The organism is Coleofasciculaceae cyanobacterium (genome assembly GCA_036703275.1).
Lineage (GTDB): Bacteria > Cyanobacteriota > Cyanobacteriia > Cyanobacteriales > Xenococcaceae > Waterburya.
The window spans coordinates 1-15,682 of sequence record DATNPK010000064.1 but is presented as its reverse complement, the minus strand read 5'-3'; the positions used below and the strand labels follow the sequence as shown (position 1 = coordinate 15,682).

Annotated in this window: 17 protein-coding genes; 5 read left to right on the top strand and 12 right to left on the bottom strand. The window is 40.5% G+C overall.

Translation table 11 applies throughout. The annotated features are described in order from the left end of the window. The first annotated feature begins 12 nt into the window (after window positions 1-12). A complete protein-coding gene (locus tag V6C71_11370) occupies window positions 13-957 on the top strand; it encodes a heme o synthase (GenBank protein HEY9769075.1) in 945 nt (314 codons plus the stop codon). Between the two features lie 394 nt (window positions 958-1,351). Here the strand turns inward: V6C71_11370 and V6C71_11365 are convergent, their stop codons facing one another. Further along, entirely contained in the window at window positions 1,352-1,465 is a 114-nt protein-coding gene (locus V6C71_11365; GenBank protein HEY9769074.1) for a PetM family cytochrome b6-f complex subunit 7, read from the bottom strand. 205 nt (window positions 1,466-1,670) lie between these two features. On the opposite strand from V6C71_11365, the gene pdxA reads away from it, so the two are divergent. Then, entirely contained in the window at window positions 1,671-2,729 is a 1,059-nt protein-coding gene (gene pdxA / locus V6C71_11360) for a 4-hydroxythreonine-4-phosphate dehydrogenase PdxA (GenBank protein HEY9769073.1), read from the top strand. A gap of 57 nt (window positions 2,730-2,786) precedes the next feature. Here pdxA and V6C71_11355 read toward each other — a convergent pair whose 3' ends face one another. The 3 genes from V6C71_11355 to ffh all read right to left on the bottom strand — a co-directional run bounded on the left by V6C71_11355 (window position 2,787) and on the right by ffh (window position 4,960). Next, entirely contained in the window at window positions 2,787-3,179 is a 393-nt protein-coding gene (locus tag V6C71_11355; GenBank protein HEY9769072.1) for a KH domain-containing protein, read from the bottom strand. Next, window positions 3,169-3,420, bottom strand: a complete 252-nt coding sequence (gene rpsP / locus V6C71_11350) for a 30S ribosomal protein S16 (GenBank protein HEY9769071.1) — start codon at window positions 3,418-3,420, stop codon at window positions 3,169-3,171. The genes V6C71_11355 and rpsP overlap by 11 nt, the downstream gene beginning before the upstream one ends. A 79-nt stretch (window positions 3,421-3,499) precedes the next feature. Further along, a complete protein-coding gene (gene ffh / locus V6C71_11345; GenBank protein HEY9769070.1) occupies window positions 3,500-4,960 on the bottom strand; it encodes a signal recognition particle protein in 1,461 nt (486 codons plus the stop codon). Window positions 4,961-5,517: 557 nt separating this feature from the next. Between ffh and V6C71_11340 the strand changes: the two genes are divergently transcribed. After that, window positions 5,518-7,071, top strand: a complete 1,554-nt coding sequence (locus V6C71_11340; protein HEY9769069.1) for a cation:proton antiporter — start codon at window positions 5,518-5,520, stop codon at window positions 7,069-7,071. Between the two features lie 7 nt (window positions 7,072-7,078). On the opposite strand, the gene V6C71_11335 is transcribed toward V6C71_11340, so the two are convergent. Both V6C71_11335 and V6C71_11330 read right to left on the bottom strand, forming a co-directional pair. After that, window positions 7,079-7,498, bottom strand: a complete 420-nt coding sequence (locus V6C71_11335; protein ID HEY9769068.1) for a DUF3124 domain-containing protein — start codon at window positions 7,496-7,498, stop codon at window positions 7,079-7,081. Between the two features lie 158 nt (window positions 7,499-7,656). After that, complete coding sequence (locus tag V6C71_11330; GenBank protein HEY9769067.1) at window positions 7,657-8,334, bottom strand: TrkA family potassium uptake protein; 678 nt, start codon at window positions 8,332-8,334, stop codon at window positions 7,657-7,659. A 498-nt stretch (window positions 8,335-8,832) separates the two neighbouring features. Here V6C71_11330 and V6C71_11325 point away from each other — a divergent pair, with 498 nt between their 5' ends. Next, entirely contained in the window at window positions 8,833-9,639 is an 807-nt protein-coding gene (locus V6C71_11325) for a TlyA family RNA methyltransferase (GenBank protein ID HEY9769066.1), read from the top strand. A gap of 57 nt (window positions 9,640-9,696) precedes the next feature. Here the strand turns inward: V6C71_11325 and V6C71_11320 are convergent, their stop codons facing one another. The 6 genes from V6C71_11320 to V6C71_11295 form a co-directional block, all read right to left on the bottom strand. Beyond that, window positions 9,697-10,293, bottom strand: coding sequence for a sulfite oxidase-like oxidoreductase (locus V6C71_11320; GenBank protein HEY9769065.1), 597 nt, complete (start codon window positions 10,291-10,293; stop codon window positions 9,697-9,699). Window positions 10,294-10,381: 88 nt separating this feature from the next. After that, window positions 10,382-10,558 carry a 50S ribosomal protein L32 gene (gene rpmF, locus V6C71_11315; protein HEY9769064.1) on the bottom strand — a complete coding sequence of 59 codons (177 nt, stop codon included), beginning with the start codon at window positions 10,556-10,558 and terminating at the stop codon, window positions 10,382-10,384. Between the two features lie 55 nt (window positions 10,559-10,613). Beyond that, a complete protein-coding gene (locus V6C71_11310) occupies window positions 10,614-11,390 on the bottom strand; it encodes a hypothetical protein (protein HEY9769063.1) in 777 nt (258 codons plus the stop codon). A gap of 275 nt (window positions 11,391-11,665) precedes the next feature. Continuing rightward, window positions 11,666-13,033: a carboxyl-terminal processing protease CtpB gene (ctpB, locus tag V6C71_11305; protein HEY9769062.1), complete on the bottom strand. Its 1,368-nt coding sequence runs from the start codon at window positions 13,031-13,033 to the stop codon at window positions 11,666-11,668. 307 nt (window positions 13,034-13,340) lie between these two features. Continuing rightward, window positions 13,341-13,790, bottom strand: a complete 450-nt coding sequence (locus V6C71_11300; GenBank protein ID HEY9769061.1) for an NUDIX domain-containing protein — start codon at window positions 13,788-13,790, stop codon at window positions 13,341-13,343. An 86-nt stretch (window positions 13,791-13,876) separates the two neighbouring features. Beyond that, complete coding sequence (locus V6C71_11295) at window positions 13,877-14,191, bottom strand: hypothetical protein (GenBank protein ID HEY9769060.1); 315 nt, start codon at window positions 14,189-14,191, stop codon at window positions 13,877-13,879. Between the two features lie 134 nt (window positions 14,192-14,325). Between V6C71_11295 and folD the strand changes: the two genes are divergently transcribed. Continuing rightward, window positions 14,326-15,201: a bifunctional methylenetetrahydrofolate dehydrogenase/methenyltetrahydrofolate cyclohydrolase FolD gene (gene folD, locus V6C71_11290; protein HEY9769059.1), complete on the top strand. Its 876-nt coding sequence runs from the start codon at window positions 14,326-14,328 to the stop codon at window positions 15,199-15,201. Window positions 15,202-15,682 lie beyond the last annotated feature (481 nt).

Sequence of the window (15,682 nt, the reverse complement as noted above, 5' to 3'; positions counted from 1 at the left end):
GGAATAATCATCATGACAGGGACAAGTATAGCCAGTAGTAATCAAAACTTTAGTGAGGTAATCAAAAGCTATTATCAATTAACCAAACCACGGATTATTCCCTTATTGCTGATTACCACAGCAGCGTCAATGTGGATTGCTTCGGATGGCCGAGTAGACCCCTTCTTGCTGGTAATTACTTTATTAGGAGGAACATTAGCAGCAGCCTCAGCACAGGTGCTTAACTGTATCTACGATCAAGATATCGACTACACGATGACGCGGACGCGCAAACGCCCAATTCCTTCTGGTAAAGTGCAGCCAATTCATGCTTTGATTTTTGCTACTGTTTTAGGGATATTATCTTTTTCCTTATTAACCGTCTTCGCTAATCTTCTAGCAGCGTTACTAGCCATGTCTGGCATTGTTTTCTATATGCTGATCTATACTCATTGGCTGAAGCGACACACTACCCAAAATATCGTTATTGGTGGTGCAGCAGGCTCAATACCGCCTTTGGTTGGTTGGGCTGCGGTAACAGGTAATTTGGGCTTAGTTCCCTGGTTGCTGTTTGCGATTATCTTTTTCTGGACTCCTCCTCATTTTTGGGCTTTGGCACTGATGATTAAAGAAGACTATGCCGAAGTAGGCGTACCAATGTTACCTGTCGTCAAAGGAGAAGAAGAAACCGTTAAACAAATTTGGATTTATAGCTGGCTGGTAGTTCCCTGTAGCCTATTACTAATGTATCCTCTAGGTAATTTAAGTATCGTGTATGGCGCGATCGCTGTTTACCTCGGCTACAAGTTTCTCTACAAAGCCTGGAAATTAAAGCAAGATCCTACCAGCAATCAACTGGCCCGTGGAATGTTTAAGTATTCTATCTTCTACATGATGCTGCTATGTGTGACCATGATTGTTGATACTCTACCCGTTACTCATCAGCTATTGGGTATGGTATTTACCTGCGGTGGATAGCAACTAACACTAGACTTCATGCACGAATCATAAATCTTGGTTAGGTATGAAGTCAGGAGTCAGGAATTAAAAACTATCATCGAAAAAGTATATTTATGCAAGAAACCTACTGTCGCGTCAAGACTAATAATAGTGCAATATATTATTACCAAGAACGCTCATTACTATATGCTTGTCCAAAACTTAGAAGTAGTTGGATAGCAAATAAATTATTTGTAGCGTTGGGATGAAGGAAAAGAGTTTGGCTTTAGTATTCGCGATCGCCAGGGTATGATAGTTGGTGGTTGTAATCTAGGTATTGGCTCTTTTTCTTAAATATATATGCTCAAAAGAAAAGCGATCGCCCGATACAAAGAGCGATCGCTTTTTAGTTTTTAGAATAATCAATCAAAGCTTATTCTGCTTCTCCACCTTGAATTTTCAGCAGGAGGAAGCCCAAGCTGAGTCCGCCTAAAATCAAAACAATACATAAAATTGCTCCGTTGAACAACATACTCTCTGCGCTCATGTCTATTTCTCCTGTTTTTTCCTAGATATTTATTAAGAGGATGATTTGAATTTTGATTGAAGCTCTTAGCCCTTCGGGTTCGACAGTTTGCGACGCAACTGTCTCACTTTTAGCTTTTTATATTTTTAATTCTCAACCATAATCAATAATAGGTATTTTAAATCATCAGGTCAGATTATCTATAGTTAATTATCGCGAATCTCAAATGTCTACAATTCCTTCTTTAGCTATCAGCATGGGCGATCCAGCGGGGATTGGCCCTGAAATTATTCTCAAAGCCTTAGCAGATGATTCTTTGGCTGCCAAATCTCAAATAATGGTGATTGGCAATCGACAACTATTGCAGTTTACTTATGAACATTTACTACAGCAAACTGAGTTAACCCAACAAGATTTAGTTAATCCTCAGACATTATCAATTTTAGATGTCCCGATAGATGGGACTATAACTTTGGGACAAGGAGATGTCGTCAGCGGGAAGTTTAGTTTTGCTTGTTTAGACAAAGCGATCGCTTTAACCCTCGAGAACAAATTTCAGGGTATTGTCACCGCACCGATCGCTAAATCACTTTGGAAAGCAGCAGGACACGAATATCCTGGTCAGACGGAAGTTTTGGCACAAAGAGCAGGAGTAGCTAAGTTTGGCATGATGTTTATTGGGCAGTCTCCTTATACAGGGTGGATGTTACGCAGCCTGTTGGCAACAACCCATATTCCTTTAGCAGATGTGTCTCAAGCCTTGACTCCAGAGCTAATGACCTTAAAGCTAGATTTATTGATTGAATGCCTAAAACAAGATTTTGGGATCGAACAGCCTAAAATTGCGATCGCGGGTTTAAATCCCCATAGTGGGGAAGCGGGACAGTTAGGCACAGAAGAACAAGATTGGCTCTTTGGCTGGTTAAAACAAGCCCAAGCTACTTATCCTCAAGCAAAATTAGTTGGGCTAATTCCACCCGATACTATGTGGGTAAAACCAGGACAGGCTTGGTACGGCAACTATGAGGTCAAACCCAATATTGCCGATGCCTACCTAGCTCTCTACCACGACCAGGGATTAATCCCCGTTAAGCTAATGGCATTTGACCAGGCAATCAATACTACTATCGGACTGCCCTTCATTCGTACATCTCCCGACCACGGCACCGCTTTTGACATTGCAGGTCAAGGAATTGCTAACGCCAGTAGCATGAAAGCCGCCATTAAATTAGCAATCCAAATTAGTCATCAACGACTTCTTCAGTCAACAGTTGTTGAGGAATAACTAACTGCTAACCAATAACTGTCCCAAACAAAGTCTAGTTTTATGACACCAAGAATTTTACTTTTTTGCAATCTTGGGTGCAGGCTTTCCAGGGCTTTTTCTTCTGCGGGAGTTACCAGGTGCGCTACCGTGATGACCAGAATCATCAGATTGGGGCGGTTCATCACTGTAGATATCTATAAAGACCGACTCATCGTGAGTCACCGCTGCGGTTTTGATCGTAGTTCTGATGGCTTGAATATTGCGACCGCCACGCCCAAAGACTTTACCGCGATCGTCTCGCTCAAAAGCAATTCTCAGCCAGATTTTGCCGTTACTCTGATTTATTTCAGAATTGACGCATAAAGTTTGAGGATTTTCGAGAAAAGGTTCGATCACAAAGCGAGCTAATTTCTCATAATCGGGACTACCCGCTATCTGACCGCCAGATAATTCGGTCTTATTTGGCATTTACTTGTTCAAAAACTTGAGCTTTGTTAAGAATACTTCTTACAGTTTCGCTGGGTTGCGCTCCCTGTTGTAATCTTTTGACAATAGCAGGAACATTTAATCTAGTCTCATCTGTTCTGGGATTATAAAAACCTAGTTCTTCAATCGGGCGACCGTCTCTACGAGTCTTACTTTCAATAGCTACGATGCGGTAGCTAACTTCTCTTTTTTTGCCGAAGCGTTTCAAACGTAATTTAATCATTAGTTATTCAAATTTGTCCTTTACGATTGTAATCTATCTATCTATTTTTCCCTAGCCTTAAGTTGGGCAATTTCCTAGTCTATAATGTGCCGAAGCCTTTTTTCTTCTTCTTTTTCTTTTTCCTTCTACTCTGGTCTGGATAATCATCCATTCCAGGCATTCCCATTCCCGGCATTCCCGCACCACCCATTCCAGGCATTCCCATTCCAGGCATTCCCATTCCAGGCATCCCCATTCCAGGCATCCCACGACCCATATTTTGCATCATCGAACGCATTTTAGTAAAGTCTTTGACTAGTTTAGATACGTCTTTCTCCTCAAACCCAGAGCCTCTGGCTACTCGACGACGACGACTAGGAGACTGGGCTAATAAGTCAGGCTCGGCTTTCTCCGCTTTGGTCATCGAATTAATCATCGATTCGGTACGCTTTAGCTGGGTTTCACCTTTAGCCAAGTCTGCACCGCTAATTTTGCCCATTCCAGGGATTAACTTAAGAACTCCCCCTAAAGAACCCATGTTTTTGAGCAAGCGCATTTGTTTGATGAAGTCATTAAAATCAAACTTTGCCTCCATGATTTTCGACTGCATCTTTTCGACATCAGCTAAATCGATTTCTTCTTGAGCTTTTTCTACCAGGGTTAAAATATCTCCCATATTTAAAATACGGGATGCCAAACGGTCTGGATAAAAGGGTTCTAAGGCTTCAACTTTTTCTCCAACCCCGACAAATTTAATTGGTTGTCCAGAAACCTGTCTAACGGATAGGGCAGCACCGCCACGACTATCACCGTCTAACTTAGTTAAGATCGCTCCTGTAATACCAATTTGCTCATGAAAAGTGTAGGTCAGGCTAGCTGCTTCCTGTCCTGTCATCGCATCTACTACTAAAAGCGTATCATCAGGCTTAATTGTATCTTTGATGCGGGATAGTTCCCCCATCATGTCATTGTCTATCTGGAGTCGTCCTGCGGTATCGACAATTACAGTATCCACCCCAAGCTCTTTGGCTTTTTCTATACCCTGCTTAGCAATTTCTACAGGATCGGCATCAGTTCCCATTTCAAACACTGGAACATCGATTTGATTACCTAAAGTAAGCAGCTGATCGATCGCCGCCGGACGATACACATCTGTTCCCACCATCAAACAAGAACGCTCTTGCTTACGTAAATACAGAGCTAATTTTGCCGTGGCGGTAGTTTTACCAGTACCCTGTAAACCAGCCATCAAAATCACCGTAGGAGGTTGCTCTGCTTGCGCCAGAGGAACATTACTTTCTCCCATAACCTTGACCAGCTCGTCGTAAACAATTTTAATAAACTGCTGACCTGGATTAACCCCAGAAATGACTCCTTCTCCCAAAGCTTTTGATTCGACATCAGCAATGAAAGCTTTGACTACCTGAAGATTTACATCGGCAGATAATAGGGCGCGACGGACTTCCTTGAGGGTATCTTGAATATTGGCTTTGGATATTTTATTCTGACCGCGGAGCTTTTTCCAAGCATCATCCAAGCGATCTGCTAGAGCATCAAACATAAAATAATTTTTGGATTTTATTTTTTACTTACTTAATAATTTTGAGGTATTGAGCGAGCTTTTTGTAATTTAATAGCTAACGTCTATCGCCACAATGGTTTTAAATTATCAACCTAAGTCATCTTGCTGACTTCTTTTGGTTAATTAAGTCAAATGACGGATGCCTTTGACCAAGGACAGTAATTAATATGATAAAAGATACTTCTCGAACAGATCCAGGGTTTGCATGGTGAGAATATATTGCAGGCTCTGGTTTTACTTTTCAGCCATTACATTAATTCTATTTTTTTTTTAAACTGAGTTACATTTTGGCGATGTTAGCTTTTAGTTGGACTAGGTTTAACTTTTACTTGATGAACTAATTTAGTTCATATAAATGCTTCTATTTGACGATACTACTTGAGTTGAGTTAAAGCGATCGCGCTTTCTGAAGATGATTGCGGCTAGTGTCGACTTTGCTACTTCTATACCAACAGAAATATTACAGAAATTTAACTTTTGTATTACCTTTTTGGCAACGTTTATTAATAGAATTCAAATAAATTCTCAGTATCTAAGTGAATGTTACCGAATTAGTCAAGATTTCAATTATTCTCCTGCTCGTTGCCACTGGTGTAGCCCTACTATCCCGTCGGTTACGATTTCCTTATGTCACTGGTTTAGTGTTGGCAGGTTTGCCGTTTACTGAGTTATTGTCACGTCGCATTGGTTTAGACCCGTCCCTTGTTTTAAATCTTTTCCTGCCAATTCTCATTTTTGAAGCTGGCATTAATACAGATGTCAGCCGCCTACGCAGCACGTTTAAACCAATTGCTCTGTTGGCAGTGCCTGGAGCTGTGCTTTCCAGTGCTATTATTGCCGTTGTGTTGAAATTTGGACTGGGACTGACTTGGATACCCGCTCTTTTTGTAGGAGTAATTCTGGCAAACACTGATACAGTTTCAATGATTGCTGTCTTTAAGGAGATACCAGTACCCTCTCGACTTTCCACCATTGTTGAAGGAGAAACCCTATTTAATGATGCTGCTGCTCTAGTTTCGTTCAATCTGATTTTGCAAGTATATTCGACGGGTTCGCTCACGTTACTAGAGGGAATTCAACAACTACTATTTATCGCTCTAGGAGGCTGCCTCGTCGGGTTAGTTCTGGGCTACTTGAGCATACCTATATTTGCCCGTTTAGACGATCCTCTTAGCAGTCTTTTATTGACAGTGGCAGTTGCCTTGGGAACTTTTCAAGTTGGGCAATTTATTGGTGTATCCGGTGCTGTGGCTGTAGTTGTAGCTGGATTAATTTTTGGGAATTTAGGGTTTTCTCGCAATACTTCCGCTTCTAGTCGCATCACTTTGTTGAGTTTTTGGGAATATGCCAGTTTTACTGTCAACACCTTTATTTTTTTGCTGATTGGTGTAGAAATAAATTTGGTAATTCTCTGGAGGACTTTACCTGCAATTCTACTTGCAGTTTTGGCGTATCAAGTCGGACGAGTTCTTACAGTCTATCCTCTGCTCGCTATAGTGCGTTGGTTTGACCGTCCAATTCCGTTGCGTTGGCAACATTTACTTTTTTTAGGCAACATTAAAGGTTCACTTTCAATGGCACTGGCTTTGAGCTTACCCACTACCCTGCCAGGGCGAGAAGTTCTCATCGCTTTAGTCTTCGGCAGTGTGCTAGTGTCATTAGTCGGTCAGGGATTAAGTTTGCCTTGGCTAGTAAAACGCTTAAAATTATCTAAGTTTTCAGCGACTCAGCAGCAAGTTGAAGAATTGCAAGCCCAGTTGATCACAAGTAAGGCAGCACAAGATGAATTAGATAGTTTGTTGAAATCAGGAGTGTTACCAAAAGCTGTGTATGAAGAGATGCGTTCAGCTTATCAGGTACGAATTGCCAGTGCAGAAAAGACACTGCGGGAGCTTTATAATCGTCGTCCTGATGAGTTGGATAACAAAAGTGGCAACAGTGGTAAACTTGATGCCGTTCGCCGTCGATTGCTACTAGCGGAGAAAGCTGCACTCAATGGGGCAATGCGGCAGCAAATTCTCTCAGAAGAAATTGCGCGTGTCAGGCTAAAAAAAATTGATGAACAATTACTCCGACTTGAAGATGATTAATAGCTGTTCAAGACCCTTGTTTCGGCAATAAGCCTTTGTAGCTATTTTGACTTTTAATTACCTTACCAGGACTAACAAAAGAAACTCCTTGCTGAAATTCGGTAGCAATCATAACTGCCTCTACTATCGGTTCATAAACTTCTGTTTGGGCTACCCACTCCACAATAAAATTTGCTCCTAAACCTCCATTGGTATCAGTTCTATTTACAAAAAAATCATAAGAAGCTAGCGCCTCAAGTTGAACAGGCTGCTCCAAATACTGCTTGATTAATTTACCGTTTGAGTCATAGTAGCGTACAGAAGTAACGATAATAGAGTTGGTCAAATCTGTATTACGAATACTGAGTGTAGCTGCTAAATCTAAAATCCTTTGTCGATCATCATGATAAATATGGGAATAGACAGGTACATAGATAGTTTGACCCATTGCTATCTTGAAATTGTTATTCAGTGTCACTATCTTTTGAGCTGAATTTGCCTGATTAGTATCAGATTGTGACTTTGGGGAACTCTTTGATGATGTGCAAGACGCAAGAAAAATCAAAGCAATTGCTAAATAAAAATGTGGATATAGCTTCATTAAATTTATTTGCAGCCTTCAATAAAATCAATCACTTGATGCAATGACCCAGGTTTTGTCACAATTAGCACAGTTGAGTTAGGTTCGAGTACGGTGCTACCGTTAGGAATCGTTAAATATTCGTGGGGATGGGGTTGATAACCAATAATTAAAGAGCCATTAGGAAAACGCGAATCCTGAGCAATTTCGGCAAGGCTACGACCAACAACATAGCAATTTTTGGGAATGGAAAGTTTCAACACCTCAATTTGCCCTTGCTCGAAATGCATCATCGATTCTACTTGAGGGTACTCAATGGCATTCACCATGGTTGAAACTGCTAGATCCACAGTACTAATGATGTGATTTGCTCCTACCAAACGCAGCGGTTCAACAAAATCAGAGTGGCGCATCCGAGTCAGAATATGGGGAACACCGTAGTGTTTAGCAAGAGTTACCATTGCTAAGTTCAAAGCATCGCTTCTCAAAACAGCTGCCAAAGCGTTAGCTTTACGAATTCCAGCTTCTAACAACACTTCTGTACTGACTGCACTTCCTTCAAAAGCCATCGCTCCCACTTGTTCACGGGCATATCGGCAAGCGGTCGGGTCAATGTCAATAACGGCAACAGTATGACCTAGTTCTACCAATTTTTGAGCCAAAGAAAGCCCTACTAATCCTGCTCCACCAATTAGCACGTACATAACTGCTCCTGATGCTTTTATTTACTTGTACCTCACTTTACAAGGTTGTGTTGCAAAAATCGTAGCTCAAATTGTAATACAATCTGGGTATTGATAACTACTAAGCTAAATGAACTCAACAAGCCGTCTAGATGAATTTCATTGGCAAAAGTCAAGTTCAATATATTAATCAAGGTGATATTTTGGGACAGAGATTTCATTCACTTTCTATTTGGACTGTTGTCTAAAAAATTAGTTGTTCACTGCATTTTTCTGTCCGTTTGATTTTCTGCCACAGAACCTGGCGTTCAAAATATCTCTTTTGCTTTACTTACGTGGTCTTGTCTGCTTTTTCTTGGGCAACAGAGGTTCAATTATTTCTCATTCTCGATCCGGCAAACTGCTTGTGTATGGTATTTTCGCTCAATCATTTGTTTTAACTGAAAAGTAAAACGATATAATACATAGACTTAGTTAGAGATACTTTGGGCGTGATTTGCCCATCTACTGAAATAAATATTGGCAAAACAGCGGTTAGATAAATTATTAGTAAATCTGGAACTTTGTGATTCTAGGGCTTTGGCGCAGCGTTTAATTAGGGCGGGAAAAGTCAAGGTCAATCAAGAAATTATCGACAAGCCTGGTACAGAGGTCAAAACTACGGCTGAGATTGAGGTTAAGGAACAACCGCCTTATGTGTCCCGTGGGGGAAAAAAATTAATTAAAGCTTTACAAAAGTTTGAGATTAAGGTGAGCGATCGCATTTGTTTAGATGGTGGCATTTCTACGGGAGGATTTACTGATTGTTTGCTACAGTCAGGAGCAAAGCTAGTTTATGGCGTGGATGTGGGTTATGGACAAGTAGCTTGGAGTATTCGCACTTGCGATCGCGTAATCCTCAAAGAAAGAACCAACATTCGTCATTTGACTCCCCATGAGCTATATAAAGATCGGCAAATGGCAGACTTGGGAGTGATGGATCTGTCTTTTATTTCTTTAACTAAGGTACTTGAACCTCTGTGGAACTTATTAGCTTCACCCAAAGAAGTAGTATTACTAGTCAAACCGCAGTTTGAAGTAGGGCGAGAACGAATTGGCAAAAAAGGCGTGGTGCGTAACCTAGAAGATCGAGCTTCGGCAATTTTACAGGTATGGCAAGCAGCTCAAATACTAGGTTGGCAATATCAGGGTTTAACTACTTCCCCGATTACAGGTCCTGCGGGTAATATAGAGTATTTATTGTGGTTAAGTGCAGCAGAATCTGCTCTATCTCCTTTAGATCTGACAAAAATCAAGGAAATAATCACCGAATCTCAATCTCAATAATACCACCAATAATTTTGCTACTCGCTACTTGCCGATCTCTGTCTCAGTAAAGAACGACTAACGTCCCGCATAGCGTTCTTCTGCCCAAGGTTCTCCCCGCATATGATAGCCGTTACGTTCCCAAAAACCCTCTCGATCCTGGTCTAAAAATTCAATACCGTTAATCCACTTGGCACTTTTCCAAGCATAAAGATGAGGCACTACCAACCGCATCGGTCCACCATGATCGGCGGGTAAAGGTTGACCGTTGAGAGTATGGGCAAAAAAGTTTTCTGGTCGAACAAAATCTTCTAAAGATAGATTAGTCGTATAGCCACCGTAGCAGTGTTGCAGAATATGAGTTGCTTTGGGGTCGAGATTAATCGCATCGAGAAAATCAGTAACCTTTACTCCTGTCCAGGTCACATCTAACTTTGACCAACGAGTAACACAGTGAAAATCGGCAGTAAAATCTTGCTGGGGTAAGTTCATAAAATCTGACCAGTCAAAAGATTTATCTTCTACCAAACCCCATACTTTAAACAGCCAATCATCGGTACTAACCTGTGGGGTTTCACCATAGGACAGGATAGGAAATCCTTTGGCTAAATATTGACCAGGAGGAACGCGATCGCTTTGGGAGGGTTCGGGTTTCTCAAAAAATTTTCTGGGCATAACTTAAACAACTACTACAAACAAAGGTGCGTACCCTTAAGGAAACACACCATCATTTTACCGATTTAATATACCGACACAAGTTATTTTATTCTTCGTTATCTTCCTCATCATCTTGAGGATAGACAAAACTGTTAGAACGTCCAGATAATACTGATTTGCCTAAAGACAAGGCTTTTTGTGCTTCTACTGATGCTTTATGTTTCCAGGTAGCCTTGCGACTATCACGCTTTGACTTAGAAGTTTTCTTCTTTGGTACCGCCATAATTATTTTTTTTAAAAAGACAACCTTTCTATTGTAATTGTTTAACCAAAAAAAGCTAGAGAGTTTGACCAGGAAATAGACAGGTTTCACCAATAGACTGGCTAGAATCGGTGCTACCAGAATCAAGAAACTTCTGATTTACTATTGTCCTAAACTCTTCAATATCAGTTTCCCAATTGTTCAAAAAATCATTAACCTGAGCTATTCTATCTTCTGAGTGTTGTCCTAAATTGACGCTGTAGTTGAAGTTGCCCGAAAACAAAATTGCCGTAATTGGCTGTTCTTGTGGTTTCTGTAACTTAGCCTCAGAAATACTGATTGTCAGCTGACATCGATCTAGAAGATACATTAAGTTAATGCCAGCCTGTACGGGAAATCTACCAATCCTTTTCCAAGAACCAGAAGCCAGTAAAGTTTCCGTAATATATTGGCGCACTGATGCAGGAGCGTCAGGAAACGGAAGCAAGATTTTGGGACTAAAGCTTAATCCCATATATTCTGCATAAGGCAGCTTTTCAATATATTTGCCTGCTACTTGGCGAATTGCCAGCTGGTCTAATTTTTGGTCGTTTAAAGATTCAGTTAAGGTAATAGTGCGCGGTTGAGCATTGATCCCCACACCATTGGTAAAGTTGAGCTGAGCAAAATTGGGATTGAGTATGGGCTGCTGAGATAGTTCCCATTCTGTGGGGATAATTCCGCTAAATTTAAGAAAATCTTGGCTCATCATAGTCGGAGTTAAATCCTGGGCTGTAATGATGATTGAGATTTCTTCAATAAATCTAGTTTTACTGGGTGAATTAACGGTGGATGCTATGTCTGATGTTCTCATGAAAATTTATTTAGCCAAAATTGTAACTTATGGATATAAGTTAAGTTGCCCAAAAAAAGGCTGAAACTCACAGTGTATTGGAATATTTTGAGCTAATTACGGTTTTAGATGATATTTAGACATGAAGTAAATGCTGGAATTATTTTATTGGACTTACACAGTTCCATAGAAAATAGCAGCGAGGAACTTAAAATTAAGTACCAAGCAAATCATTTTCCTGGTTACTTCTCTTTCGCTTTCGCCAATTGCTCAGTGTGTCTGCGTAAGTCATGGCGTTAGTCGATCTTGAGCTTATTAGGGGTAAACTGCCTATTGGTTAGAGACTCGGAAGAAGTGCGATCGCTACTAATCGACTCGTTTTTTAAGATGTTAACGGCTCTGGCGTATTGAGGATCTGCATTAGTGCCGATCAAGTTGGGATTTATGCTGAGATTAGTTTGATCTTCACGGGTAAGATCGACTTTAATATCTGGAGCAATGCCTTTTTTATTGATATCAATACCGCTGGGCGGATAGTAGCGCGCAATAGTAACTGCTAAACCAGAGCCATCAGAAAGGGAATGGACTGATTGTACTGTTCCTTTGCCATAAGTACGGCTGCCGACTACTTTGGCTCGATGATTTTCTTTTAAAGCTCCCGCTAAAATTTCACTAGCACTGGCAGAATAGCCATCTACTAAAACTACTAGAGGTAAATCGGTTAATGCCTTACCGTTGGCGGAAAATTTTTCGTTACCACCTTTGCGATCGATAGTTGACACGATCGCGCCTTTTTCCATCCACATCCGAGCAATCTCGACACTAGAGAAAAGTAGACCCCCTGGATTGCCCCGCAGGTCTAAAATAAAGCCAGAAGCTTCCTTCTTGCTTAAGTCGGTAATGGCTTTCTGCATCTGTTCGGCAGCATGGGAGCTAAATTCATCAAGCTTGATGTAGCCTACCTTGGAATCCTGCTCTTGGTTAAGGTTGTAGCTCACCGAAGGAAGTTCAATCTGCTCTCTGGCGATCGCAACTTCAAAATCTGGCTTGGCTTCACGAGCAATTTTTAACTTAACTTTTGTACCGATTTCTCCTTTGATTTTTGCCGAGGCTTGTTCCAAGCTCATCGACTTAGTAGGCTTACCGTCTATGCTGACAATATGATCTCCTGCTGCCAATCCAGCTTTGCTGGCAGGAGAATTGGGGATCGGCTCTACTATCGTTAGCTGGCTGTTTTTTTCATCGACTCCTAGACGAATACCAATTCCTGAAAGCTCTCCTGAAGTTTGACTAGTAAGATCTTCATATTCTTCTGGAGCTAGAAATCTGGTATAGGGATCGCCCAAACCCTCAAGAGACTTGCGAATCGTCTTGTAGGCAGCGGTGCGATCGCTATACTCTCCCTTTAATAATTCTTGTCGCTTTAGCTTCCAGTCAACATGATTAAATCCGCGATCAACAAACTCGCTATTAATGATTTGCCATACTTCATCAATAACGTTTTTGGGGCTATCTTCTAATGCTGCCTTGGCTGGAGAACTACTTTGAGATAAAAGCAGCGAACTAACAGCAGCAGCAGCAAATAGTTTTGTTGTTCCTAAACGATAGCTTTTTGAGTTGATTAATTTGAAAATTAAACCAAAACGTTTGGAGGAATAGTTCATGAGCTATATGCAATATATAGTAAAGATTATTACAGTTAAGTTACCGAAAAAAATTGAACCTTTTTTTAAACAAGCAGGAAAATCAATGTAAAGATGACCTGTTTTTCTCACCTCAAAAGTATGTCAAGTATCAATCAAGAATTTACTAAAAATAGGATTAATAATTAATTTAATTAAAAACTTGCTGCACCAATTTACTCTAGGGTGAAATTCGGCGCTGATCTCACTCCATCATACAAAAGCCTGTATTTTATATATGTATAACATTTTGCTATTGTAATCAACTTAAATTCGTAGTATTTCATACTTAACTTTGCTCTGTAAAGGTAATAAAGTCGAGCATAATTTGACGATGAATATTCCCTAGAGCTTTATTGGCTCTAGCTCTGGTAGAATAAGCATATCCTTGCTTAATTTCAGCTAGAGTCAGTAATTTCAAATCCCATCCCTCCTGAAGCTGTAATTCGTTAAAAGGTATTGTCAAAGGACAAGAAAATAAGTGTCGGACATAATTACCAGCCTTATTACAGCAAAACTTGGTTAACTGCTTAGCTGGATAGTTAATCTCTTCAATTAATTCTCTTCTTAATGCTGTTTCTGGTTCTTCCCCAGCTTCTAAATGACCACCAAAGAAAGCCCAAACCCCAGGATAAACAATTGTTGCAATATCATCGCGCAACTGCATTAAATACTTACCATCTTGATAAATAATTGCCATAGCTACAGAGATTAATTGTTGAGTTTGATGATTGTTCATAAAACTTAGTTTATTTTTAATATATTTAATATATTTTAAAAAAATACCGAGCAATTTTACTTTACAGTTACCCTAAAGGCTGTTTGTCATTTTTTCCCAGTGGGTAGCGACAATTGTTCTAACTCAATTACATAAAAATCTCCTAATTCTTGTTTGGCAAACATCAGGCTTTGATATTGAATTTTGCCCTTAATATCGATCGGTTGACCAAACTCAGGTGGTTTTTGAGTCGTAACAACCCAAATTTTCCCTGTAGCATCTTCAATTTGATAGGCAGCATAATCCAAAAAAGGAGCTAAATTCACCACTTTTCCCTTGAGATATACCGTTTTGCCGATTTTTTGGGCAGAAATTCCTTCAATAGCAATTAAGGACGCTCGACAACCAACTAAACTAATCAATAATGTGCTCCAAGCACTAATTTGTATAAGTTTATCTATAACTAGTTTAAATCTTAAATTAGAAATCAACATTGGTTATCTCTTTACCAAAGATCAACGTCCAGCTTAACTTTTTTTTATTATTAAAATTATTTATGTCTGCATCAACCCCTTGTCTGTTAGACGGTCAAGCCTTAGCCAAAAAAATCCAGCTCGAATTAAAAGCTAAAATTGTCCAGCTTGAGCCAAACATGGATCGTCCTCCTGGTCTAGCAGTATTAATGGTCGGAGATCATCCTGCTAGTGCTGTTTATGTTCGTAATAAAGAAAAAGCTTGTCAAAGGGTAGGAATTGCCTCGATGGGTCAGCATTTTCCCGAACATACTACTCAAGCAGAACTAGAACAGGTAATTGCCCGACTCAACCAAGACGATCGCATAGACGGTATTTTGGTTCAACTTCCTTTGCCAAAACATTTAGACTCTATTACCTTGTTGCACTGTATCGATCCTGATAAAGATGCCGATGGCTTGCACCCTGTTAATTTGGGCAAGCTAGTGCGCTCTGAGCCTGGTTTACGTAGCTGTACTCCAGCGGGAGTCATGAGGCTACTACAAGAATACGATATTGCTCTAGAAGGTAAGAAAGCAGTGGTAATTGGCAGAAGCATTTTGGTAGGTAAACCGATCGCGCTAATGTTATTAGCCAAAAATGCTACCGTGACGATGGCTCATTCCCGTACTCAAGATCTAGGCGCAGTATGTCGTGAAGCAGATATTATTGTGGCTGCGGTAGGAAGACCAGAAATGATTACCCGCGATATGGTTAAACCTGGTGCAGTAGTAATTGACGTGGGAATTAACCGAGTAGAAACTGGTTCGGGAAAATCCAAGCTAGTTGGGGATGTGGCTTTTGAGGAAGTATCGACAGTAGCCAGCCATATTACCCCCGTCCCTGGAGGCATTGGTCCAATGACGGTAGCAATGTTGTTGAGTAATACGGTGCAAAGCTATAGTCGCCGAGTTAGTTAACAACATTGCTATTGATTTAAAACTTGCTGCTCATACCAATTCTCAGAAGTAAGGCACTAAATTAACAACACAGAAGTGCAAGATAGATTTTCAGGGGTAACAAACTGAAAGTAGAAATTGCTGAAACTGTCTGCTATCAGCGCATTGAGCGGTCAAGAAAAAAAACGACTGCCAATGCTCTATTGGCTCAAGAGTGGTCAAGTCACAGATTATCTCGTAGCGGAGTCATATCCTTTAGGGCTTATCTCGCTTGACGGGACTCTGCTGTAAGACGACGCAGACGGCACGAACCATTGGGAAAATAACCGTCAAGAATTAGCTCACCGATTACGACAATTATGAATTAGTGCGACCCGTTTCAGCCTAACTACAATTGTAGGAACGCTGAGGGTATTCTCTAGAACCTAGAAAATACAATAACTCTAAACTCATGTAGGTTTAATTCCTACCGATGAATGAGACGTTTGAATCCATATCCTAT